This is a genomic window from Bacteroides sp. CAG:189 (assembly GCF_000432295.1).
Lineage (GTDB): Bacteria > Bacteroidota > Bacteroidia > Bacteroidales > Bacteroidaceae > Bacteroides > Bacteroides salyersiae.
On sequence record NZ_HF991073.1, the window covers coordinates 90,250 to 113,844 of the forward strand.

Here is a 23,595-nt window from a genome sequence, read left to right on the forward strand (position 1 = left end):
TGTGCCAATTGGCACATTATTATTCATATTCGAAATACTCGAAATCGGCATGTGCTTTTGAACTGTCAGAAGTAGCAACAGCATATAATCCTAAAATAATTCCTGTAAAACCACCGGCAGTCTCCGTACTTACATAGCGTGTGTTCATTTTATCCAATTTGCGGAAATTCTTTCCATCCGTAGCATACTCAAACGAATAAAACTCATTGTTACCTTTTACACGAAGCTGAATTTTTCCTTGCGGCACAATCACTTCCTTTTGCGTGTGTGTCAATTCACCTAAACGATAGCGTAGTACAACTGCCTGCTTTCCATCCGCCAGTTGCTTGACGTAAAGATCATAGTGAGACGACTCGCACATATATACTGTCAATCCCGCTTCATCGGCAGGAGATGCCTTTTGTAACTGCATAGAAGTGGTAGCTGTAAAATCGGTATGTTGCTGCCGGCGTCCGACAAAAGTAGGACTGGCTTTGTCATCATTCAAACTGACAGGAGCTGCTTTCAGACGCAATTTGCCGGAAACAAGCGTGTAATTCTCGGGGTGATTGTTTCTTATATGCACCCACTCCGGGCCAAGTTTCTCCCCCTTAAAATCAGTACGGGGCGATTTCTTGGCAAAAGGTTGCTGAGGAAGAGTCGGAACATCCATTTGCAGTGCAATGGTTCCATCTCCATTCACCACCGGCCACGCATTTTTATCCCAACGCATGGGGGCAAGAAACGTTTCACGACCTAACAGATGATGATAACCGGTCTGCGGACGAAATGCAAGGCAAAGTACCCACCAGGAACCGTCAGAAGCCTGTACGAACTCTGCATGTCCTACACCCTGTATCGGATTGCCCTGCGCATTCATATTGATATGTGTAAGAATCGGATTGGCGGGATTAGACTCGTAGGGGCCGTCTATATGCCGGCTACGGGCAATAGTAACTTTATGACCGTATTCCGTGCCCCCTTCGGCAATCAGCAGATAATACCAATTATCCTTTTTATAAATATGCGGTGCTTCAGGATAGCGTCCACCGGTACCATTCCATATGCGTTTAGATTCGGTCAACTGTTCACCGGTCATCGGATTTATCTCACACAATTGAATGCAGTTGTCCGGATTGCTGACCAGATAGCATTTCCCTCCTTCGAAATAAAGAGAAGGATCGATGCCACCTTGTTTAACTGATACAGGTTCCGACCATTCCCCATACAAATCAGTGGTATGTACGATAAAGTTTCCTTTATCGGTAACATTGGTCGTAATCATGTAATACGTACCGTCATTATAACGAATAGTAGGTGCATAGATACCGCCCCAGATGCTGGCCCCTTGAAGTGATACTTGCGAGGGACGGGTCAGACAATTACCGATCTGTTCCCAATGGATCAAATCTTTACTGTGGAATAACGGCACACCGGGGAAATACTGGAAACTGCTGGCGACCAGATAATAATCATCACCTACGCTACAAACACTCGGATCCGGATAAAAACCGGGAATAACCGGATTCTGATACCCTTGTTGATTTTGCGAAAAACAGGATAAGCTCAAAGCCAATCCTAAAAGTAGTGTCATTGTTTTCATAAATTTTGTGTTCAAATAGTTTTTATGTTTTATTTTAGATTTTTATCGGTTTGACTTAACCGATTGAAGAATAAACTTTTAGCGAATTATTTGAGAAATAGAGGTAACGATTTAGCGACCGTGCAATTTTCAGTGATTTGCGGTGCTATGCTGTCAAATAACTCTTTCTGAATGCGAAGATAGCCATTTTTGACGAAATAACAAATCACTCGAAAAAATCATCGCTAAATAATGTAGCTTACTTAGGTTGATTTTGTTCTTTCTTTATTTTTTTATACTTTTTAGTGTCATATTGAAAATGCTCATCATCAGACCATTGTGTTATAAGCTTGACAATGTAATACGTTTTTGCTTCTTCAATATCATCTTTAATTGTCGTTTTTGTTTCTATCTGTAAATTGCATGTAATTGAAGTTCCATTTCCAAATTTAATTTCTTGGTCATAAACTTGCTCCAAGAAATCCTTGTCATCTATCTTGAATTCAATTGGAAGTCCTGAATAAATTCCTCTCCAAGGCAATTTTCGACCTTTTACTAAAACAGGAGAAACAATATAAATAGTTGTTCCATTTATTATCTCTGTTGTAGTACTTGTTCCCTCTTGAATAACATGACCGTAGAAATCTTTTTTTCAATAGTTGCAGTATTATTTTGATTATCTCCAGTTGGAATATTTGCTTCTATTTTGGTTATTGTTTCTTCATTCGAAAGGACTTCATAGTACTTACTAATCCATTTCTTTAATTGTTTGTCACCTTGTAATAGTATCTCTGCTTCTTCTTTGGAAAAATCACCACTTTTAATTTTTTCTGCTATTTCTATTCGATTCTTAATTTCGTCTGTTTTGTGAATTGCAGGACGGAAAAACAAACCTACAAATCCAGCCAGCAAAGCAGTTAAAATACCTGAAATATCAATTTTATCACAAATGAGTAATAAATTGTCAATTATACCACCTTCATTTTTAGCTTCAACCCTAACGGATATATCACACCCTACATATTTTTGTAACTCAGAAATTGCTTTTAATAAATATCGCTCGGATTCATTATGAATTTTTGCATCCATTGCATGTGGGGTATTCCCAGCAATGAAATAGTGCAATTAGAAATCTAAACAAATATTCTTAGCTGCCATAAATGAACAATATATAACTTGTTACCGTATATATTCAAGTTGTCTTCAAATCCATTCGGTCATGAGAATCGATATGTGCATATCTTTTCTATTCTACACGTACAACATTTGACTTATTTCATGTCTAATTTGCTCTATTACTTCTTTATTGGCAATTTCTCCATCTAAGCTGAATACGATAAACACATTACCGCCATATCGTTCTTTGAACGATTCGAAACTCGCTTTCATTCGTTCAGTCAGCGAATAACTACCGAAATTGGCACTCGCTGTTATCGGTTTGATTTGTATGCCTATGGCTTTATCTCCGATTTTTGCGATATAATCGATATCTCCTGCATGATCCAATTCGGGATCGCTTTCTTCGAAGTCTATATTAGGAAAAACTTTAGCCAATCCGTCATTGATTACAGACTTTTCTCGTATATAACCGTCATAAGTACGATTTATAGTCAGATTGTATATATAGTCGATACAGTCCTGTTCTGTCAATTCACGAAAAGCTGCTTCCCATTCAGGAATCACGACTTCCGTAATTTTTGCATACAACCGTTCACCCAATTCATGGAGACTTTCGACTGTGATTTTCGTCGAATTTTTTCCTGCGGTATGAGCATTTTCGAAATACCATGATTGCCATTCATCGAACGAAAAAGGTTGGCAATCGCGAATAAGAGCCATTACAGCACCTACTTTATTCGGGCGAGATAATTGGTATGTTTGGCAAGCGTAGTTCAGTACGCGTTCTTTTTTTCCGAAATTCATAGAATATTTATCCATAACTTTTTATGCGTTTATCAGTTTTTCGAATTTACTTTTATATTTGAAATCGAAAGAATAGTCTACATCGACTAACCCGTTTTTCAACATATGTGCATTGATAAAGGTCTTGTTGTCCAAGTATAAATAACAAAGCAACATATCCTCATCATCGTATTTTATCGTATCGTAACGCAAGAATACTTTGCGTCCTTTGGTTTTCTCCAAAAGAAATTTCGTAGCATTACCGTTGACGCATGGCTTTTCCTTGATACCGAGCAATCGTACGGTAAGTCCGTTATTCAAAACGATTGTATTCGGAGATAAAATCGTTTTGACCGAAAAATATTCTTCTCTTTCTTTTTTATCTTTGTCTATTCGAGAACCGAACTGCAAACGCTTGATGTCTATCTTATTCCCCATTTTATGGGGATCGCGAAAAAGATACGGTAAGGTTTCCATCTTGCTTGCTATATCGAAAGCGTTCCCGTCCGTTCGGTATTTATATTCTACCGTTCCGAACGATATGGATGACGACACTTTTTCTTCATAAAACTTTCTGAAATCGGGATTTATTTCGTATCCGATGGAGTTGCGTTGCAGATTACGTGCAGCTAAAGCCGTTGTTCCGCTACCCATGAACGGATCGAATACCGTTTCTCCGGCAAAAGAGAACATTTTTATCAAACGGCGCGGTAATTCTTCAGGAAATACTGCAATGTGTCCGTCTTGTTTAGCCCCGCCGAAATTCCAATGGGAAGCAAAAAATGTATTCCATTCATCTTTGGTCATTTCCGAACATTGCTTTTGCTCGATAGCAGGAACGGGAGCCTTACCTTGTTTTTTGAAAATGAGGATAAATTCGTAATCTATTTTCAAAATACCGTTTCGAGGATAGGGAAAACTACCCATAACAGCTCCTCCCCCTGTCGTATTCATCGTTGTTTGCTTCTGCCAAATTACGGCTCCCATATAATCCATTCCGAGAGCTTCGCAAAAACGTATGATTTCAGTTCTTATGGGAATCACTTTATAACGTCCGTAATAGACGGAACGAGCGAATTGGTCTCCTATATTTATGCACAAACGGCAACCGTCATGCAATACTCGATTGCACTCCGCCCAGACCATATTCAGATTGTTGATATAGCTTTCGTAACTATCATGAAATCCTATTTGCCCGTCATTCCCATAATCTTTCAATTGCCAATACGGGGGCGACGTAATGATCAAATGGACGGACTTGTCCGGCATAAGAGAAAGATTCCTGCTATCTCCGTTGATAAGCGTGTGTATAGTCTTTATTTCCATTTCTATTGTCAATTATAGTCTTCAATGCTTTATCCGCAATGTTTTTATCGTTTCCGATAATTGCATTTATCTTATCCGCAATCCAAAGACTCAACAGCTCTTCCCGTTCGATATTCAAGATGTCCGAAAGCAATACCACTTGCTCCTTTTTAGCTTACCTGTCTCCGCGTTCTATTCGGCTATACATAGGGACATCTATATTCAAAGCCGAAGCCAATTGCTTTTGCAACAATCCGCTTCGGACTCTAGCCGCTTTGATCTTTTGTGCGAATAACGTTCGAATATTTTTTCAATTTGTCATTATTTGGCAAATTTACTACTTTTATTTCGTTTATGCACATAGAATGCCAATAATTTGATTGACTTAAATTTAGTGATTGTGATACAGCTGATTATTTCTCTATTTCCCCTAAATCCCCCTGCCTTTCCTTTGCGGCTGTATGGGTCGGTGTATGTTCTGCCTTAGCTTGTCGAATTGCTCCTTGAACCACTCGGCAATGGGCTTTCGGTCGATGGCAAGAACTAATTTCGTCCCGTCCGTAGGGTCTTTCATCACTTGAACCCCAGCCTTTTCGGTCTTGAATTTCCGTTTATGTTCCTCCGAGTAGAGTTCCCCTGCATACTCCAACGGCTTTCCCTTGACGAGCATTGCCGGCTGCCCGTCGCTGAACCCGACAAAGTGGCAGAGGTTTTCGATACGGAGCATTTCACGGAAATAGGAGAACCATGCCGCCGCCCTTGCGATTACCGTTTTCAGAAACGATATTTCCTCCTTGTGCTTCGCTTCCTTGTCCGCTATCTCCCTGCGATGCTTCCGCTCTACTTCCGCCATTTGTCGGCTGTGGTCGGTCTGCATGGTCTGTATTCGGGTTTGCAGGGCTTCGATGGCTTCCCCGTGCGTGGTGACCTCCCTATGCAGGGCGGTGTTCTCCCTCTCCAACGTCCTGACCTTGTTACTGCCGAAAAGAGAACCGACACTCTCGGCGATGTTGGCTGCTGCGGTGGTCGCCGCCCCTTTCAGCTTCTCGGTCTGTATCTCTTTTTTCTCCCGTTTGAGTTCCTCCTGCGCCGTTTCTTTCTGACGCTGCAAATCCACTACCTCCGTTTTGAGGCTGTCGGTGAGTTTCTTCGTTTCATTGTAATACTGCTGCGTGGATTTGTGCCGTGCCTTCGAGCCATCAATGCCCCTTTGCAGCCCGTATTTCGCCATCGCCACGGCGTAGGTGTCTTGGTAGGATTTCAGCCTTAGGCGTGTCATAATATCGTCGGCGCACAGCCTTACGGTATCGGTCGGCTTCTTACAGTATCGCTTCTTCGTCTGTTCCTCCCTTTTCCTGCGCTTGCGCTCTCCTTTGACGATGGGAACGAGCGTGACGTGTATGTGCGGCGTTTCCTCGTCCCGATGCAGGTGCGCCACCACGATGTTCTCCTTTCCGAACGTGTCGGCAAAGTATTTCATATTGTCAGCGCACCACTCGTCTAAACGCCCCTCCCTTTCGATGCGTTCCATGTCCTCGTGCGTTCCCGACACGGTGATGCGGATTGCCCGTACTTGGTTGTTTCCGATTTTGCGTGTCAGCCCGCTTCTTCCAATCTTCTCTGCATAGCCGCCGAACGGCCTTTAATCCCGTCGGGGTAGGTAACGAGTTTTCGGTTCAGGTGCGTCCGTGTCGGGTCTGCGTTCTTCGGTATGATGAAACGCTCGATGTGGGCGGTCGTTCCGCTGTCGGAACTGTGCGCCTCTTCCATGTGCAATACTACGAAACCCATATATATTCCTTTCTTTTTTAGCTTGTGAAACAATGATTCTTTGTATCTTCGGGAGTGGCAAAGAGCCGTCCCCGACGGGGTGTGCAGAGGGGCTTGCCCCTTGCCTTATTGGGGAATTTTCAGCGATACGGAGCATTGCGGCTCAGAAGATACCCCGACCGACAGACCGTTACGCCATCCATCGACGGCTCGACTCGGTGTCGGCAACGACAGACACGATAACCGTTGTTTTCTCTTTTCACCGATGCGTTATTCTCTCCAACAACACTTTACGGACTTTCGCCGCCCCGAACGATTCGATACGGAAAGCGAGGGCGGCTATCGTTTCGAGGTCGTAAACCTCTATGCTGCTTCTGTCCGATAACCGTCGTTTTCTCTTTTCGCCGGTGCGTTATTCTCTCCAACAACACTTTGCGGACTTTCGTCGCCCCGAACGATTCGATACGGAAAGCGAGGACGGCTATCGTTTCGAGGTCGTAAACCTCTATGCTGCTTCTGTCCGATAGGCGGATAAGGCGTTCGATACCGTACTCTTTCAATACTCCGCTCTTGCAGAGTGCCTTTATCCCTGCCCGAACCGTTGGGGCGATAACCCCGAACATATCCCTTTAAAGATTGTACTCTAATATTTAAGAAGAAAATTTAAACATGCCCTTAAAAATCAAAACAGAGTGCCCTAATTTACAAATTTCCGGAGAACAAACAAACAAAACCTCCGGATAAACTGTTTATTAAGATATAAATTAAACAATTAATGAAGAAAATTATGACAGAGGAATATGAACTCATTGATAATGAAGAAAGCCGTAGATACGAATTCCGTATCGATGGCCATATAGCCAAAATAGAATATATAAAAACTCCGAACGGAGAAATCTACCTGACTCACACAGAAATCCCTCGTGCATTGGGAGGTAAAGGAGTCGGTTCTCAATTAGTTGAAAAAGCATTGAAGGACATTGAACAAAAAGATTTACGCCTTGTGCCACTTTGTCCGTTCGTTGCCGGCTACATTCATAAACATCCGGAATGGAGACGCATTGTGATGAAAGGTTTTCATATCCAATAAAAAAATAATAAACATGGGAAAGAAAATAGAATATACAAATGGCGAAATGACCATTATCTGGCAACCGGAGCTTTGCCAGCATGCAGGTATCTGCGTAAAAATGCTACCGAACGTATACCATCCCAAAGAAAGGCCATGGGTACAGATAGAAAACGCGACCACAGAGGAACTGATCGCACAGATCAGAAAATGCCCTTCGGGAGCACTCAGTTACAAAATGAATAAAGAGAAAGAAAACCAAGAAGATGGATCCAAACCTTTATAAATATCGGTAATAAAAAAAAGTCGTATCAACTCTACTTTTGAATAATGATACGACTTTTTTTATGCTTATCAGTTACAACCTGCAACTTTTCAGAGTGTTCTTTTGGGGATACACAAAGTTCGTATCTGTCTTCGTCCGAAAATCACCCTTAGCCGTGTTGAAACGATAAGCAAAGCCAATCCCTTCATTTTCAGAAACCGGTCTCAAAACTATCAATCGTGTTCTACCATGTTTTGCTGTCGACTTATACGTTTCTCCCTCCTGAAAAGAGGAAGTTCCGCTTAGGCGGGTAAAAGTGAGAACAACCGTAAACGGAGAATACGATGTATTGTCTGCATAAAAAGTAACTTCTCCCTTTGCAGAACGTTCATGAGAGACAGTGACCGGAGCATTCTGAGACTGGACCATCACCGGTATCCAAAAAAGAAGACCCAAATAATATTTCAAATTCATGTTATCTCATTTTTTATCAATCAATACTCCAAGTCATTACAAACTCAGGGTGAAGCAAATAATGTATCCGAAAACTACGCTTCTGTTCGGTTCTATATTCATGAGCGGTAAAATCGCCCTGCTCTTGAAGCAAAAAAGGTTCTATATGTAAATGTTGGCGAAAATCGACCCCGTCCGTATCCATACATTTAAACATCACCTCCTTAGCAGACCAATGCAATAAAAGACTCCAAGTAGCATCTTCTTTATAAAGACGAACCGATTCATCCTCCCGCATATATTTATGGGCCACTCTGTGTACCCGTTGTCCGTACTGCTCGATATCGATGCCTACCGGCACTTTATCACTCAGAATAACCGACACATAACCTTTCGTATGGGAAATGCTGATGAAATATGAATAATCCGCCAGATACGGTTTCCCACTCGGCTGATAACAGACTTCCTTATGTTCTCCCAATAGGCGAAACAGCAACGCACGGACGGAAAGCCACTCCAACCGGCGATGAGAAGCGACAAAACGCTGCACTTCCCGTTCATAATATTCCCGCTCCGGAAGCAGATCAAGCAAAGTATCTACAGATTCATCCATTTTCCAGACACCCCACCGATACAAAGGTTCTTTATGAGAAAGAAACAATGCCATAATTATGCATCCTCATCCGACGGAGGTTCATTGATAGTAAACTTTACCTTCAAAATACGGCGATTATCCATCTCCAGTACTTCAAAATCATAATTCAGATAAGAAACCTTTTCATGAAGTGCGGGAAACTCCCCTTTTATCTCGAGCAGAAGTCCGGCTAACGTATCGGCATCACCGGCCATCCTTTCGAAATCATCTTCATCCAACTTCGTGATTTTATAAAAATCGGTCAATTGGGTTTTAGCTTCAAATATCCAAGTATGATCATTCAATACCACATAAGTACGTTCTTCGTCATCGTATTCGTCATGAATCTCACCTACAATCTCTTCAATGATATCTTCCATGGTCACAATGCCGGAAGTTCCTCCGAATTCATCGACAACAATAGCAATGTGTATTTTATTGGCTTGAAAATCACGTAAAAGATCATCTATCATTTTTGTCTCAGGCACAAAATAGGCCGGACGTATCAGCGATTGCCAGCGAAAAGTATCCCCTTTATTCACATGGGGCAAAAGGTCTTTTATATAAAGTACCCCTTTAATATTATCACGAGAACCGGAATAGATGGGAATTCGTGAATAGGCATTCTCCACAATACACTTCATCACATCCTTGAAAGAGGTACGTATATCCAAATCGACTACGTCGAGACGTGAAGTCATTACCTCTTTGGCTGTTTCTCCACCAAAACGAATGATACCCTCAAGTATATTATTCTCTTCAGTAAGTTCGGCTTTATCCGTCAGTTCCAATGCCTGTGAAAGTTCATCGACTGAGATATTATGATTCTTACGCGTAAAACGCTTATTCAGAAAAGTTGTGGAACGCACGAGAAGGGCAGAAACAGGACGAAAAACTTTCCGTAAAACATAGATACCCGGAGCTGCAAAACGACAGAACACCAACGTTTTCTGTGCTGAATAAATCTTAGGCATGATCTCACCGAAAAGCAGCAACAGGAATGTAAGAATCACCGTCAAAATCAAGAACTCCGCAAGCGCTGAATGAAAAACAAAAACATTCATAAAGAAGAAATTGCAAAGCATGATGATGGTAACATTCACAAAATTATTAGTGATCAGCACGGTTGCCAGCAAACTTTCGGAATCTCCAAGCAAACTACTGATTTTTTCATCGGAAGGATGATTACGCTCGTCTATTTCATTGAGATCGGAAGGAGATAATGAGAAAAAAGCAATTTCCGATGCGGAAGCGAAACCGGAGGCGAGCAGAAGCACACCGGCTAAAACGATAGCTACAATTGCCGAAAAAGAAGGTGGGTTTACAGTTATACCATTAAAAATATCTGCCAACTGGCATAAATAAGCGTCTGGGTCCAAAATCTTGGTTTTTAGTTAAACAATTATTGATATGGATGAAAGTTGAAAACCTTATCAGTTGAAAATTGAGGATTTAAAACAAGTAGTTGAAAATTATCAATATCATCATGCCGTATAGCAATTTTCAACTTTCAACAGATGAGGTTTTTAACTATTCATTATCTTTTTTAAAACGGCAAATCATCTGCCGGATTATTCTGTATAGGGGCAGTCTGCGATTGTTGCGTCTGCTGAATTTGTGACTGATTTACAGGTTGTTGTACAGAAGAAGTTGGTGAAATACCACCGGAAGATCCACTTTTGGGTGTTAGCATCTCAAAATAATCCACATATACTTCTGTCACATAACGAGTAGCACCCGCCTGATCTGTATAAGTACGTGTCCTCAATTTCCCTTCCACATACAGTTTATCACCTTTATGCAAATATTTATCCACAATTTCAGCCCAACGATTAGAAGCTACAATATTATGCCATTCCGTTCTTTCCGGCACTTGAGTACCATTAGCTAAGGTATAAGCACGATCTGTCGTTGCCAGAGAAAAAGTAGCAACAGCCGATCCGGAATCAAAATATTTCACTTTAGGATCTTGACCGACATTTCCTAACAATATCACTTTATTAACTGACATATTATTCTATATTTATATTATTTTGTGCCAAAATTAAATAGAAATACAACACGAAACAAGTTTTTATACATATTTCTCCAGAAAGGCATGTATCAGTTTTGGCACGGCATATTGCTCTAATTCACTCGTTTTTATCTTTAAATACGATGAGAAAGATTTTGTTTTTTCCGGCAGAACAACTTCATAAAAATTAGCATAAAGAACCCGATGCGATAACACATGTTTCACATTTCGGCAGATGGAACGAACCACCGGCACTTCCTCCTTATCAAACAATTTTATAAATTCCGGAAGCGCCAACAACTCTTCTTCCGTAACAGATGATGCTGTCTCTATCAAAGGCAGTTCGAAAAGATTTTTCCAAATATCGTTTCCCGTCCGTTTATTAATAAAAGTACAGGCACCCGCGCGTACATATATGTAGTTCAAAAAACGTTCTGTCGTCTTCGTTTTATGTTGCTTTACAGGAAGCTGTGCTACCATACTTTTTGACAAAGCCATACAACTGCCGGCCAAAGGGCAAAAAAGACAAGCGGGATTCTGCGGAGTACACTGTATAGCCCCAAAATCCATGATTGCCTGATTATAGACAGCCGGCCGCGATTTATCCAAAAATTCTCCAGCCAATGAAGCAAACAGCTTTTTACCTTCAGTGGAATCGATCGGTGTTTCAATACCCAAATAGCGGGAAAGTACCCGGTAAACATTTCCGTCGACCACCGCATAAGGCATATTATAAGCAAAAGAGCAAATAGCGGCAGCCGTATACTCTCCCACCCCTTTCAAAGCTAATACTTCGGGATAAGTTTTAGGAAACACACCGTTCATGCTACGGGCCGCCGCATGAAGATTGCGTGCACGGGAATAATATCCCAATCCCTGCCAAAATTTCATCACCTCATCTTCATCGGCTTCGGCAAGTGACGTCACATCCGGAAAACGTTTAATAAAACGTATAAAATAATCATATCCCTGAACCACTCTCGTCTGTTGCAAAATGATTTCTGAAATCCATATCAGATAAGGATCAGAAGACTCCCGCCAGGGCAATTCACGCTTATGTTCGCGATACCAATTAATCAATATTTCACTGAAATTATTCATCCAAACAATGTATCAATATAATCACTAAAATACCTCCTTCCCCCTTTCTGAGATACCTCACAAACAGCTAATACACTATCATATCGACAGATTGAAGTATTTATTTCATGCAAAAGTAGCTCTTTTTTAATCTAACAAAACTTAAGGAAGAGACTTTTTTCTAAAATTGTTCAGAATATATTTTTTTGAGTGCTTAAAAAGCTATATATTTGCAGTCCAAAAAATTAGAAAGAACATAGTAATAATATTTTTTTTAAGGAAAAATGACTAAAGCAGATATTGTAAACGAAATTGCAAAGAACACCGGAATTGACAAAGTGGCAGTATTGACAACTGTTGAAGCGTTTATGGACGCAGTGAAAGATTCTTTGGCGAAAGATGAGAATGTTTACCTTCGTGGGTTTGGTAGCTTCGTAGTGAAAAAAAGAGCTCAGAAAACAGCTCGTAATATTTCCAAGAATACTACAATTATCATCCCTGAACATAATATTCCGGCATTTAAGCCAGCGAAGACATTTACAATCGCCGTAAAGAAATAATAAACAAGAGTATTAACCATAAAAATTTCAAGCTATGCCAAGCGGAAAAAAGAAAAAAAGACATAAAATGTCTACGCACAAGCGTAAAAAAAGACTAAGAAAGAACAGACATAAAAGCAAAAAGTAATTTTTAGTCTGATCTGGACAAAAATAAGGAACAAACTTGTGAAGCGAATGTCTTTCGAGTTTGTTCTTTGTTTAAATGCCCGATTCCAATGAACAAGATTCAAATTCATTTGTTCATTTTTTAAAACCAAATAATTAGGAAACAATTGTGACAAGCGAATTAGTAGTAGACGTACAACCCAAAGAAGTATCCATCGCCCTACTCGAGGACAAGAGCCTGGTGGAACTTCAAAGCGAAGGAAGAAATATCTCCTTTTCGGTGGGTAATATGTATTTGGGGCGTGTCAAGAAATTGATGCCCGGCCTAAATGCCTGCTTCGTGGACGTTGGTTACGAGAAAGATGCTTTCCTTCATTATTTAGACCTGGGTCCTCAATTCAATTCACTCGAAAAGTTCGTAAAGCAAACTTTAAGCGACAAGAAAAAGCTAAATTCAATTTCTAAAGCAACCCTGCTTCCCGACCTGGACAAAGACGGCACAGTAGCCAATACGCTAAAGGTAGGACAAGAAGTAGTGGTGCAGATTGTAAAGGAACCGATCTCAACAAAAGGACCGAGACTTACTTCCGAACTTTCATTTGCCGGAAGATATTTAGTACTGATCCCTTTCAATGATAAGGTTTCTGTTTCACAAAAAATTAAATCGAGCGAAGAACGCGCCCGCCTTAAGCAACTACTAATGAGTATCAAACCGAAAAACTTCGGTGTGATTGTTCGTACGGTAGCCGAAGGAAAACGTGTTGCCGAACTCGACGGAGAACTTAAAGTATTGCTCAAGCACTGGGAAGAAGCTATCACCAAAGTACAAAAAGCCACCAAATTCCCGACGTTGATTTATGAAGAAACAAGCCGTGCCGTAGGACTATTGCGCGACCTCTTCAATCCTTCTTTTGAAAATATTTACGTCAATAACGAGGCGGTGTACAATGAGATCAAAGACTACGTTTCACTTATCGCCCCCGACCGGGCAGACATCGTAAAACTGTACAAAGGGCAACTTCCCATTTACGACAATTTCGGTATCACCAAACAGATCAAATCATCTTTTGGCAAAACAGTATCCTACAAGAGTGGTGCCTACTTGATTATTGAGCACACTGAGGCGCTTCACGTAGTAGACGTGAACAGCGGTAACCGCACCAAGAATGCCAACGGGCAGGAAGGTAACGCACTCGAAGTAAACCTGGGAGCCGCCGACGAGCTGGCACGCCAATTAAGATTGAGAGATATGGGGGGTATCATAGTCGTAGACTTCATTGACATGAATGAAGCGGAAAATCGCCAAAAGCTTTACGAACGTATGTGTACCAACATGCAGAAAGACAGGGCACGCCACAACATTCTGCCGCTCAGCAAATTCGGCCTGATGCAGATTACAAGGCAGCGTGTACGTCCGGCTATGGATGTAAATACGACCGAAACCTGCCCCACCTGCTTTGGTAAAGGCACGATCAAGTCGTCTATCCTGTTCACAGATACATTAGAGAGTAAAATTGATTACCTGGTCAATAAATTGAAGATAAAGAAATTCTCGTTACACATCCACCCGTACATCGCTGCGTACGTCAATCAGGGACTCGTTTCTCTGAAACGCAAGTGGCAGATGAAGTACGGATTCGGCATTAAGATCATTCCGAGTCAGAAGCTCGCTTTCCTGGAATACGTATTCTATGATTCCAACGGAGAGGAGATCGACATGAAGGAAGAAATCGAGATTAAGTGATAGAAGAAAGGCAGCTGAACAGGTTGCCTTTCTTTGTTATACCAAGAATTACATAACACCACCACTCACATGAGAAAACACATATTTACAGTCGTTGCCTGTATATGGGCAGGAGTTTTAACCGCACAGAACCAATCCACTCAAATCCCCCGGGGAATGGTCGACGTAAACAAAGTCACCGACCTTACATTAGACAGCCTGAACAAAGCGAACACGGTAAGACCGAAAGCCGGTTCTTCACGCAAAGGAAACAACCCTGTATTGTTTCTGGTAGGAAACTCTACCATGCGTACCGGCACACTTGGCAACGGCAACAACGGACAATGGGGATGGGGATATTTCGTAGGACAATATTTTGATGAAAACCGCATAACCGTAGAAAATCATGCATTAGGAGGTACAAGCAGCCGCACTTTTTATAACCGTTTATGGCCGGATGTGCGTAAAGGATTAAAGCCCGGAGACTGGGTAATCGTTGAACTCGGACATAATGACAATGGCCCTTTTGACGAAGGAAGAGCACGTGCCAGTATACCGGGAACAGGTAAAGACTCCCTACTTGTCACCATCAAAGAAACCGGTATCCGGGAAACCGTATACAGCTATGGTGAATACATGCGCCGCTTCATAGCCGACACCAGAGCTGCCGGTGCCAATCCCGTACTCTTATCGCTCACTCCGCGCAATGCCTGGACAGCCGATGGAAAACGCATCGTACGAAAAGACGACTCTTTCACTCCCTGGATAAAAGCAATATGCAAAGAGCAGAAAGTACCGTTCATCGATCTTGAAGATATCACAGCAAATAAGTTCGAACGTTTCGGTAGGGAGAAAGTCAATTACATGTTTTACCTCGATAAGATACATACCAGCGAGTTCGGTGCACAAATCAATGCCGGATCGGCTGCCGAAGGTATCGCATCCTGTAAAAAACTGGAATTAAAAAAGTACCTCAAGCCATTGCAGACGCCTGTTGTAAATGGATTAAAACGTAAGAAAGGCAAACCTGTTATTTTCTTTACCGGAGACTCTACCGTAAAGAATGCCGATAAAGAAGAGGATGGTATGTGGGGATTGGGAAGCGTAGCCGGCTGTGCTTTCGACACTACAAAAGTTACACTCATGAATTGTGCTGTTGCCGGCCGCAGTACCCGTACTTATCTTGACGAAGGACACTGGGACAGGGTATACAACAGCATACAACCGGGAGATTATGTATTTATCCAGTTCGGACATAACGACATAGGAGATATAAACACACAAAAAGCGCGGGGAGTAATCCGTGGAACAGCAGACACCAGTCATGTTTACCGGATGGAAGCAACCCGAAAATACAAAGTCGTCTACTCCTTCGGATGGTACCTTCGCAAATTCGTAGGCGATGTGCGCGAAAAAGGAGGTATCCCTGTTCTGGTAAGTCTAACTCCACGCAACCGATGGAAAAACGGAAAAATAGAACGACGGAACGATACATATGGAATATGGATGCGGGAAGTGGCCGAACAAACCGGCGCCCTGTTTATCGATCTGCATAACCTCACGGCCGATTATCTGGATAAGGAGGGACAGGAAAAAGCCGCTGCTTACTATAATCATGACCATACACACACCTCTAAAAAAGGTGCGGAACTAAACGCCAAGATGCTGGCCAAAGGGCTCAAAGAGGCCAATTGTCCATTGGCAAAATCTATCAAGCTTATAACATATTGATCTATTTGGCCGATTTTTTCCGGAAATATTAAAACAAACAATTCCCACGGACAATAATGTTTATATCCAAAACTTTATTATCCATGGAAACCATTAAACGTCGTTATCTTTTTCCGGTACAGACTGTAACATTTACAGATGTGACAACATTTATTTTCTTTGCCTGGTCACCGTATGCAATACGTTACCTTTCTTATCAATCATGCGCAATTCCAGTTTCTCTGAACTAACCGTAACAATAGAAAAGCCCGGATCAGAACTACAGAAAACCGTTCCTTCAATCGGCTTCACTTTACGCGCCAATGAACCAGCCGAATTAGTGACATAATCAATATTGCTTCCCGGGACACGTATATGTTGGAAATTGTGGATATGTCCGCAAATGTACATGTCTACTTTATGTTTTTGAAGAACCGGATCAAGACGCGCCTGCATATCAATGCGTTCGCTATCCGACTTCGAAGTCTCCGCATAAATGGGATGATGTCCGGCTACGATCACCCAGTCCTCACTGGCAACAGTCAATACAGAGTCTATCCATGCCAGTTGTTTCTGATAATCCTGCTTACAAGCATCAGGATATTGCTCACTGTCCTGACGATACTTATCGATCATCGGAGCCGTATCTACCCAAACCACACGCAATGTAGTCCCTTTTTCTTCAAATGTCTTAGTATAATAACGGGCAGGCATCTCCCAACGGCGACTCACCTTACTATAATCCAATACTGCCTGCGTATTACCACGATATTCGTGATTACCCAACAGAGGAAACCAGTCTATCATTAATTCTGGATGCGAGTAAATAAGTTCATAATTTGTCATCCACAAAGGATCATTCACACTTTGTACCCCCTCAAAATGATGTACATCACCCGTAGCAAGAATAAATTCAGGACCTACCTCTTCGGCCATTATCCCCATTAATTCAGCAATAGGTTTCTGATCGTAATATCCGTTACGTCCCAAATCATTGGCTACGTAAAAATTCAATTTATCCTCAAAGACAGAATAATCGGTGATCTGAGCACCAGCCCAATTACTTATAATCAACAGGGCAAGAAAAAATAGATTTCTAATTTTCATACTTTTAATATAATATATTATTGAAAACGCTGCAAAGGTAATGGTTTTCCATCGCAATGACTTTTACCAAAAAACGACAAAACAATTACATTTCTATTACACCATACCGGCATCCTGTTTGGTAATAAAAATGAAATATTCCTGCAACAGTGATGAAATTCATGCCCTCTACTTTTGCACCGGAAAAACAAAGGTTAAACATTCTTTATGAAATTAAAAGCAGCTATCAGTTTACTCCTACTATTATCGTTTGGTGCAAATGCCAGAGAAATTAAAGGTAAAATCAGAGATTCAAAAACAGGGGAGGAAATTATCGGAGCCTCCATCATAGTAAAAGAAAACCCTACAAAAGGTGTAGTCAGTGGACTGGATGGAAGTTTCAACCTTTCAGTACCCCATGAGAAATTTACAATCATATGTACATATGTAGGCTATAAGCGTTATGAACTCCAGATAGAACAAAAAGACTCGGAAATAGAGATCCCATTAGATAGCGATGACATTCTACTGGAAGGTGTCACTATCACTGCCCGTAATCCGGGACGCACCGAAGCCGGAGCACGTGCCATTGAAAAACAGGCAATGAACGTGGTGAATGTAATGAGCGCAAAAGCCATCGAACTCTCTCCGGATATTACGGTAGCCAATGTCATACAGCGTATGTCGGGAGTAACCATTGAACGTAATAGCAGCGGAGAAGGACAATATGCCATCCTTCGGGGGATGGACAAACGATATAACTATACGTTAGTAAACGGAGTAAAAATACCGAGTCCGGATAATAAAAACCGCTTTGTACCACTTGATATTTTTCCTTCAGAAATGCTCGACCGTCTGGAAGTGACCAAATCACTCACCGCCAACCTTGAAGGCGACGGAATCGGCGGAGCTGTCAACCTTGTAATGAAAGACGCTCCGTCGGAACGTCAGTTCACGGTCAATCTTTCCACAGGGTACAATGCAATGTACCTCGGGCGAGACTTCCAATCGTTTGCTCATAATGACATTTCTTCAAAATCTCCTTATGAAGCGGCAGGATTTCCCAAAAACTATAAAGTCACCATGAAGGATTTCACTACCGACAATCTCCATATGACATGGAAACGTCCGTTACCCGACCTTACTGCCGGTCTCTCCTACGGAGATCGTTTTTTCAACGAACGGTTAGGTATTATGCTGGCTGGAAGCTACCTAAATACCTATCGCGGCAAAGAAAGCGAACTTTATTATCAACCGGGGAAAACGCGTAACGGCATCGAATACAGGAATTACTCCACACAACAGACCCGTATCGGCGCGCATGCCAATCTCGACTATGACTTTAACCGCAATCATAAACTGACCTGGTACAACGGCTATATGGATATGGACGAAGCCGAAGTACGTGATGGCTCGGACGATCAAGACCGTGCCATCCGGATGAAATGGGTTCATCAATACATATACAACTCTACGTTGAGGGGAGAACATCTCTTTTTGAATGATGGCACATTGAAGCTGAACTGGTCGGCTGTCTACTCAAAAGCGTACAGTGAAACCCCGGACAATGCCGAAATATTCCTCATCGGTTCGCACGTAGCATCCTCCGGTGCAGCTACACGCCGTTGGGAGCACAACTCAGACAAAGACCTCGCAGGATATATCGACCTCTCTTATAAATGGAAAACCGGCAGCAACAGCGTATTGGATTTCTTGGCCGGAGGTATGTATCGTGACAAGAAACGTGACAGTTTTTTTAATGAATATACATTCAACTCCGCTACAGGTTCGGGTAATCCGCAATATATCGACAAAGACTGGCATAACTTTGATGAAATACAGTTCACGCCACGTGCTTACGGAAATATCAGCGACCCGTTAAACTATGATGCAACTGAAAAAGTCGGGGCCGGATATGGTATGGTGAAATATACAATCAGTCAATGGGAACTTATTGCCGGCGTACGTATAGAACATACCGATCAAGGATATACTTTAAAGTTTCCTACGGAAAACGCCGCTCCCGAAGGTAACCAACGCTATACCGACATATTACCCAGCTTTCATGCCAAATATGCAATACATTCCAATGGAAACCTGCGTTTCTCCTATGCACGGGCCATCAACCGTCCCAGTTTTTTTGAAATCGTACCCTACTCCATCATCAATGAAGACTATAAGGAGAAGGGAAATCCCGAGCTAAAGCATACCGTAGCTGATAATATCGACCTGCGTTATGAATTCTTTCCCCGATCATCCGAACAACTCATGGTAGGACTGTTCTATAAAAATATCAAAGACCCGATCGAATATGGTCTACTCAATGAAGGGCAGGATACCTATTACAAACCAATGAATTTTGGTATGGCCAACAATTGGGGATTGGAAGTGGATATTTTAAAATACTTCAACTGGCTGGGTATCAAAGCCAACTACACCTATACCTATTCTAAAATAACAACAGAAAAACGTGTAATGCAGGGGTCGGAAGTAACTACCACCACCCAATCACGCCCTTTATTCGGACAAGCAGCTCATGTAGCCAATATCTCTTTTCTACTGAAAGACAGCAAACACGGATGGGAAGGACAGTTAGCCATGGGATACACCGGCAAACGATTAAGCGATATCTCCAATTGGGCAGACAACGATATCTGGGAAAAAGGATATACTCAACTGGATGCTTCAATTGAAAAAACACTGCCACGTGGTTTCTGTCTTTTCCTGAAAGCATCTAACTTACTCAACATACCGGTATTACGCTATGTACACCAAAGCGAACGTACCGCAAATGTAGATAGCGAACGTGATAACAGTAATCTGGTGGAACGTAAATCATGGCATGGACAGTCACTGATGATCGGAGCACGTTTCAGGCTCTGACCTTTCACCCCAAAACAGATTAAACACTCATTATCCATTATTAGAAAATTACTCATTAACCAATATTCATTCAATTATGAAACTAAAACATTATTTTATTTATGCAGTCCTGATGGCTATGACCTGGACTGCCTGTAGCGATGACAATGATATCAAAGGTAATAATGATGAGGAACAGGGAACAACCGAAAACGTATCAGGAGAAGTGGAAGGTATCTGGGAAGCCCATTCAACCATCAACGTAACGGGACACCTCACCGTACCTGCCGGCAAATCACTAACCATCGAAGAAGGGGTACAGGTTATATTCAGCACGGATGGTGTAGGAGCCAATCACGCTCCCATCGAATTTACCGTTGACGGCAACCTTTATTGTAAAGGTACAATTACAAACCCTATACGTTTCTCCATAGCCGAAGAACTACGTACACACAATAATATTTTCAACGAAGATGCCATGTGGGGTGGTATCGTGGCAACAGCCAATTGCGCAGAGATGCTGATTGACCATACCATCATCGAATATACCGGTGGGCAAGTAATAACAGGTTCTCCTGCAGCCAACAGAGAAGAATACACTGCCGGTGACGATGCATATCCGCAAATTACAACAAATAATATAAACGGACGTTATGTCATCACCAACTCCATCCTGCGCAACGGCTGGTCGGACGGTATCTACATGATGGGAGGTAACGCCATTATTGCCAACAACATCTTTGCTGCCAACGGTTTTGATGGTGCTGAAGCTGTAAATGTAAAATGTGGTTGTGTAGCAGATGTAGCGGGCAATGTAATGTTCAGTCCTAACACCAATGGTTTGAAACTGTCGAGTTCCGGTCAGAGCGAAACACGAAAACAGGCCAAAATACAAGCTTACAACAATACTATCATAAATGCAGGATGGCGCCGCGACGGAGAAAAAGGCGGTTGTGTATATGCAGAAAAGAATGTTTTGGCCAATGTATTCAACAATCTAATGGTAAACTGTAAGTTCCGTGCTCAAACTCCTTCTTACAATCTGCCCAACGATCCGGAAGAGGGTTATGCCTCAGCTTCTGTCATCGATTACAATTACTATGCTTCAGGCAATCAAAAAAGTGATATCGTATTCAACGGCGAAAAAGAGAGTGGCGTAGCCTATGCTTGGGAAGGCTACAATTATGCACACAAAAGCTACTATCAAGGCGTTGTCGATGCCCACAGCATCATCGCTACCCAAACAGATTCCAAAGATCCGAAGTTTGTGAATTTTGACATCAATAGCACAAAACTTACTTCGTACGATTACAATGACAATTGGGATTTCCATGTACAATCCAGTTCTCCCGTATTGTCGGGTGCAGCTTCCGCTTCCGAGACTTTTGCAGCTCCATACTTCGGTACGACCGGACTAAGCGTAGGTGGAAAAACATATACCTCACCAGCCGTACAAGCTCACTTTGGTGCGTACGGTACAAAATAAAAACGCCAATAACTTCGGATAATCTTGATATACCTCTGGTTATAATAATACTATACCCTAAAAGTTTTATATCTAACTTTTAGGGTATAGTTTTTTCGATATATCATCTATTACGTTCTCTCGCCAGCTACACTGTCTTTCTAAATGAATGCCTTCCTGCTCTATACACTCTTTATCCAAACCGGATTTTTTATAAAAAGATGCTGTCTCTCACATTTTACACTAACATTATTAACATAGATAATTAACAATAGATTTTTATCATACAAAGGTATATGTTTTTCCATATGAAGAATATACACTTTTGCATAGTAAAAGTATATCGTTAACACAATCAAAAATACATACTCTTATGTAATATAAAAAATTACTTTTTACTTGTTAAGAATCAACACATTACATATAAACAACAGAAATCTGTCAATATGAAATGTCCAATACAGACAATAACGAAGTTACTTAATTGACAAGTATAAATAAAGCATCCCTCCAATTCAAAAAGTTCTTTCTAACTTCTAAAATAGAAATTGCGCCTATTAAATTATTATATATCAATAGAATAAATATTTTTTTTCATGAATCAATAACAACTATTCTCCGTATACAAGAATACGTTATTAACATGGTTACAATATACCTAACGATAAATTAGGATATATGTAACGGGGCAGTACGTATATTGGTATTTTCCTTACAAAGCCAATCGGTAGATTTCTTTACTGTCTTCTTTTGTCAACTTCACATAATTGCCTACCAACTCGCCTTTATTTCGATGAAGACTATCGCCCAGACGGTCAATATCCGGATGCTCAATACCCAACTCTCTAAAAGTAACAGGCAAACCAATGGATTTGAAAAAAGCTCTCAACCGGGCGATCCCTTCCAAAGCAACCGCTTTTTTATCATCTGCTTCCGGAACACCCCATACACGAACAGCATATTGAACGATCTTATCCATATTGTGTTCTGTCATCCAAGTCATCCAGGCAGGGAAAATTACGGAAAGGCCGGCACCATGAGTCACATTGTAAATGGCACTGATCTCATGCTCCAGAAAGTGAGAAGCCCAATCTTCTTCACAACCGACTCCACATGTACCATTGTGGGCAATAGTTCCACACCACATCAAGTTGGCGCGGGCACCGTAATTCTCCGGCTCTTTCATCACCGTAGACGCTTCTTTGATAATAGCAAGAAGGGTTCCTTCACAAAGACGATCAGCGATTTCCACCTCCTTCGTGTTGGTGAAATAACGTTCCATGATATGCGCCATCATATCGGCAATGCCACAAGCCGTCTGAAAAGGGGGAAGCGTATAGGTAAGTTCGGGGTTCATCACCGCAAAAACAGGACGCAACAGTTCGGGCACACGGAGACTTAGTTTTTGTAAGCCATCAACTTTGGTGATAACGGTATTACCGGAACCCTCGCTACCGGCGGCAGGAATAGTAAGCACTACCGCTACTTTCAGAGCTTTCGTCACTTTGGCCTTACCAATATAGAAATCCCAAAAATCACCGGGATAAGGAACGCCGGCAGCTATCGCTTTGGCAGTATCTATCACCGATCCACCGCCTACAGCCAACAAAAAATCGACTTTTTCACTCCGACAGAGATCGATACCTTCGTACACTTTGGTATCGATCGGATTGGGCTGTATGCCACCCAACATGCAGTATTCGATTCCAGCTCCTTTCAGTGAACTTTCCACACGTGACAATAAGCCACTGCGTATCACCGAACCGCCTCCATAAACAATCATCACTTTCTTAGCACCATACTTAACAGTCAAAGCGCCTGTTTGCGCTTCCGTATCTTTACCGAATACAAATTCGGTGGGACTGTAAAAGATAAAATTATTCATCGACTTCTGTTTTTTTAATTATCTATTTCACCTCCATCCAATGTAAAAATCACGCTGCATGGCTTCTCTTCCTTTGGGAAAAAGGAGTACCTGCCAGAAAGAAGTGTAAGGCAAACAATAATAACTTCTCCAATTAAAAGAGAGCC

General features: G+C 41.8%; 20 protein-coding genes and 2 pseudogenes. 7 read left to right on the plus strand and 15 right to left on the minus strand.

Features of this window, described 5'->3' with window-relative positions; all coding sequences use genetic code 11:
- Positions 1-19 precede the first annotated feature (19 nt).
- The 8 genes and pseudogenes from QVP90_RS10545 to QVP90_RS10580 form a co-directional block, all read right to left on the minus strand.
- Positions 20-1,582, minus strand: a complete 1,563-nt coding sequence (locus QVP90_RS10545; RefSeq protein WP_264381019.1) for a glycoside hydrolase family 43 protein — start codon at positions 1,580-1,582, stop codon at positions 20-22.
- Between the two features lie 238 nt (positions 1,583-1,820).
- Positions 1,821-2,102 (minus strand): hypothetical protein, encoded by a 282-nt coding sequence (locus QVP90_RS10550; RefSeq protein ID WP_005930459.1) that lies wholly within the window; start codon positions 2,100-2,102, stop codon positions 1,821-1,823.
- A 53-nt stretch (positions 2,103-2,155) separates the two neighbouring features.
- The gene (locus QVP90_RS10555) at positions 2,156-2,650 is read right to left on the minus strand and encodes a hypothetical protein (RefSeq protein WP_021936389.1); all 495 of its coding nucleotides are present in this window, start codon (positions 2,648-2,650) and stop codon (positions 2,156-2,158) included.
- Between the two features lie 162 nt (positions 2,651-2,812).
- Complete coding sequence (locus QVP90_RS10560; RefSeq protein WP_021936390.1) at positions 2,813-3,499, minus strand: MjaI family restriction endonuclease; 687 nt, start codon at positions 3,497-3,499, stop codon at positions 2,813-2,815.
- Positions 3,500-3,505: 6 nt separating this feature from the next.
- Positions 3,506-4,789 (minus strand): DNA methyltransferase, encoded by a 1,284-nt coding sequence (locus tag QVP90_RS10565; protein WP_005930451.1) that lies wholly within the window; start codon positions 4,787-4,789, stop codon positions 3,506-3,508.
- 154 nt (positions 4,790-4,943) lie between these two features.
- On the minus strand, positions 4,944-5,072 hold the full coding sequence (locus tag QVP90_RS10570) for a helix-turn-helix transcriptional regulator (protein ID WP_317131785.1): 129 nt from the start codon (positions 5,070-5,072) through the stop codon (positions 4,944-4,946).
- Between the two features lie 126 nt (positions 5,073-5,198).
- Positions 5,199-6,559, minus strand: a pseudogene (gene mobV, locus QVP90_RS10575) (MobV family relaxase).
- Positions 6,560-6,828: 269 nt separating this feature from the next.
- Positions 6,829-7,164, minus strand: a pseudogene (locus QVP90_RS10580) (hypothetical protein); the annotation flags it as partial.
- A 161-nt stretch (positions 7,165-7,325) separates the two neighbouring features.
- On the opposite strand from QVP90_RS10580, the gene QVP90_RS10585 reads away from it, so the two are divergent.
- Together QVP90_RS10585 and QVP90_RS10590 are read left to right on the plus strand one after the other, a co-directional pair.
- Positions 7,326-7,628 (plus strand): GNAT family N-acetyltransferase, encoded by a 303-nt coding sequence (locus QVP90_RS10585; RefSeq protein ID WP_264381120.1) that lies wholly within the window; start codon positions 7,326-7,328, stop codon positions 7,626-7,628.
- Positions 7,629-7,641: 13 nt separating this feature from the next.
- Positions 7,642-7,893: a (4Fe-4S)-binding protein gene (locus tag QVP90_RS10590; protein WP_005930434.1), complete on the plus strand. Its 252-nt coding sequence runs from the start codon at positions 7,642-7,644 to the stop codon at positions 7,891-7,893.
- 72 nt (positions 7,894-7,965) lie between these two features.
- Here the strand turns inward: QVP90_RS10590 and QVP90_RS10595 are convergent, their stop codons facing one another.
- The 5 genes from QVP90_RS10595 to mutY all read right to left on the minus strand — a co-directional run bounded on the left by QVP90_RS10595 (position 7,966) and on the right by mutY (position 12,074).
- Positions 7,966-8,346 (minus strand): hypothetical protein, encoded by a 381-nt coding sequence (locus QVP90_RS10595; RefSeq protein ID WP_021936395.1) that lies wholly within the window; start codon positions 8,344-8,346, stop codon positions 7,966-7,968.
- A 16-nt stretch (positions 8,347-8,362) separates the two neighbouring features.
- Complete coding sequence (locus QVP90_RS10600) at positions 8,363-8,992, minus strand: 4'-phosphopantetheinyl transferase family protein (RefSeq protein ID WP_007481765.1); 630 nt, start codon at positions 8,990-8,992, stop codon at positions 8,363-8,365.
- Positions 8,993-8,994: 2 nt separating this feature from the next.
- Entirely contained in the window at positions 8,995-10,338 is a 1,344-nt protein-coding gene (locus QVP90_RS10605) for a gliding motility-associated protein GldE (RefSeq protein WP_007481763.1), read from the minus strand.
- A gap of 167 nt (positions 10,339-10,505) precedes the next feature.
- On the minus strand, positions 10,506-10,970 hold the full coding sequence (locus tag QVP90_RS10610) for a single-stranded DNA-binding protein (RefSeq protein ID WP_021936396.1): 465 nt from the start codon (positions 10,968-10,970) through the stop codon (positions 10,506-10,508).
- A 63-nt stretch (positions 10,971-11,033) separates the two neighbouring features.
- The gene (gene mutY, locus QVP90_RS10615; RefSeq protein WP_021936397.1) at positions 11,034-12,074 is read right to left on the minus strand and encodes an A/G-specific adenine glycosylase; all 1,041 of its coding nucleotides are present in this window, start codon (positions 12,072-12,074) and stop codon (positions 11,034-11,036) included.
- A 263-nt stretch (positions 12,075-12,337) separates the two neighbouring features.
- On the opposite strand from mutY, the gene QVP90_RS10620 reads away from it, so the two are divergent.
- The 3 genes from QVP90_RS10620 (at position 12,338) to QVP90_RS10630 (ending at position 16,172) form a co-directional block, all read left to right on the plus strand.
- Positions 12,338-12,613, plus strand: coding sequence for an HU family DNA-binding protein (locus QVP90_RS10620; RefSeq protein WP_002561408.1), 276 nt, complete (start codon positions 12,338-12,340; stop codon positions 12,611-12,613).
- A gap of 274 nt (positions 12,614-12,887) precedes the next feature.
- Positions 12,888-14,462 carry an Rne/Rng family ribonuclease gene (locus tag QVP90_RS10625; protein WP_005930416.1) on the plus strand — a complete coding sequence of 525 codons (1,575 nt, stop codon included), beginning with the start codon at positions 12,888-12,890 and terminating at the stop codon, positions 14,460-14,462.
- A 69-nt stretch (positions 14,463-14,531) separates the two neighbouring features.
- Positions 14,532-16,172: a rhamnogalacturonan acetylesterase gene (locus QVP90_RS10630; RefSeq protein WP_021936398.1), complete on the plus strand. Its 1,641-nt coding sequence runs from the start codon at positions 14,532-14,534 to the stop codon at positions 16,170-16,172.
- Between the two features lie 150 nt (positions 16,173-16,322).
- On the opposite strand, the gene QVP90_RS10635 is transcribed toward QVP90_RS10630, so the two are convergent.
- Entirely contained in the window at positions 16,323-17,258 is a 936-nt protein-coding gene (locus tag QVP90_RS10635; RefSeq protein WP_005930410.1) for a metallophosphoesterase, read from the minus strand.
- Between the two features lie 207 nt (positions 17,259-17,465).
- On the opposite strand from QVP90_RS10635, the gene QVP90_RS10640 reads away from it, so the two are divergent.
- Positions 17,466-20,120: a TonB-dependent receptor gene (locus tag QVP90_RS10640; RefSeq protein ID WP_021936400.1), complete on the plus strand. Its 2,655-nt coding sequence runs from the start codon at positions 17,466-17,468 to the stop codon at positions 20,118-20,120.
- 76 nt (positions 20,121-20,196) lie between these two features.
- Positions 20,197-21,585: a hypothetical protein gene (locus QVP90_RS10645; RefSeq protein ID WP_021936401.1), complete on the plus strand. Its 1,389-nt coding sequence runs from the start codon at positions 20,197-20,199 to the stop codon at positions 21,583-21,585.
- Between the two features lie 691 nt (positions 21,586-22,276).
- On the opposite strand, the gene QVP90_RS10650 is transcribed toward QVP90_RS10645, so the two are convergent.
- On the minus strand, positions 22,277-23,449 hold the full coding sequence (locus tag QVP90_RS10650) for an iron-containing alcohol dehydrogenase (RefSeq protein WP_021936402.1): 1,173 nt from the start codon (positions 23,447-23,449) through the stop codon (positions 22,277-22,279).
- Between the last annotated feature and the right edge of the window lie 146 nt (positions 23,450-23,595).

Excerpts from the sequence above, each read along its gene's own strand:
- QVP90_RS10545 (WP_264381019.1), bottom strand. The coding sequence starts at position 1,582 with ATGAAAACAATGACACTACTTTTAGGATTGGCTTTGAGCTTATCCTGT.
- QVP90_RS10555 (WP_021936389.1), bottom strand. The coding sequence starts at position 2,650 with ATGGATGCAAAAATTCATAATGAATCCGAGCGATATTTATTAAAAGCA.
- QVP90_RS10630 (WP_021936398.1), top strand. The coding sequence starts at position 14,532 with ATGAGAAAACACATATTTACAGTCGTTGCCTGTATATGGGCAGGAGTT.
- QVP90_RS10620 (WP_002561408.1), top strand. The coding sequence starts at position 12,338 with ATGACTAAAGCAGATATTGTAAACGAAATTGCAAAGAACACCGGAATT.
- QVP90_RS10600 (WP_007481765.1), bottom strand. The coding sequence starts at position 8,992 with ATGGCATTGTTTCTTTCTCATAAAGAACCTTTGTATCGGTGGGGTGTC.
- mutY (WP_021936397.1), bottom strand. The coding sequence starts at position 12,074 with ATGAATAATTTCAGTGAAATATTGATTAATTGGTATCGCGAACATAAG.
- QVP90_RS10565 (WP_005930451.1), bottom strand. The coding sequence starts at position 4,789 with ATGGAAATAAAGACTATACACACGCTTATCAACGGAGATAGCAGGAAT.
- QVP90_RS10595 (WP_021936395.1), bottom strand. The coding sequence starts at position 8,346 with ATGAATTTGAAATATTATTTGGGTCTTCTTTTTTGGATACCGGTGATG.
- QVP90_RS10635 (WP_005930410.1), bottom strand. The coding sequence starts at position 17,258 with ATGAAAATTAGAAATCTATTTTTTCTTGCCCTGTTGATTATAAGTAAT.
- QVP90_RS10645 (WP_021936401.1), top strand. The coding sequence starts at position 20,197 with ATGAAACTAAAACATTATTTTATTTATGCAGTCCTGATGGCTATGACC.
- QVP90_RS10640 (WP_021936400.1), top strand. The coding sequence starts at position 17,466 with ATGAAATTAAAAGCAGCTATCAGTTTACTCCTACTATTATCGTTTGGT.
- QVP90_RS10585 (WP_264381120.1), top strand. The coding sequence starts at position 7,326 with ATGACAGAGGAATATGAACTCATTGATAATGAAGAAAGCCGTAGATAC.
- QVP90_RS10610 (WP_021936396.1), bottom strand. The coding sequence starts at position 10,970 with ATGTCAGTTAATAAAGTGATATTGTTAGGAAATGTCGGTCAAGATCCT.
- QVP90_RS10560 (WP_021936390.1), bottom strand. The coding sequence starts at position 3,499 with ATGGATAAATATTCTATGAATTTCGGAAAAAAAGAACGCGTACTGAAC.
- QVP90_RS10650 (WP_021936402.1), bottom strand. The coding sequence starts at position 23,449 with ATGAATAATTTTATCTTTTACAGTCCCACCGAATTTGTATTCGGTAAA.
- QVP90_RS10590 (WP_005930434.1), top strand. The coding sequence starts at position 7,642 with ATGGGAAAGAAAATAGAATATACAAATGGCGAAATGACCATTATCTGG.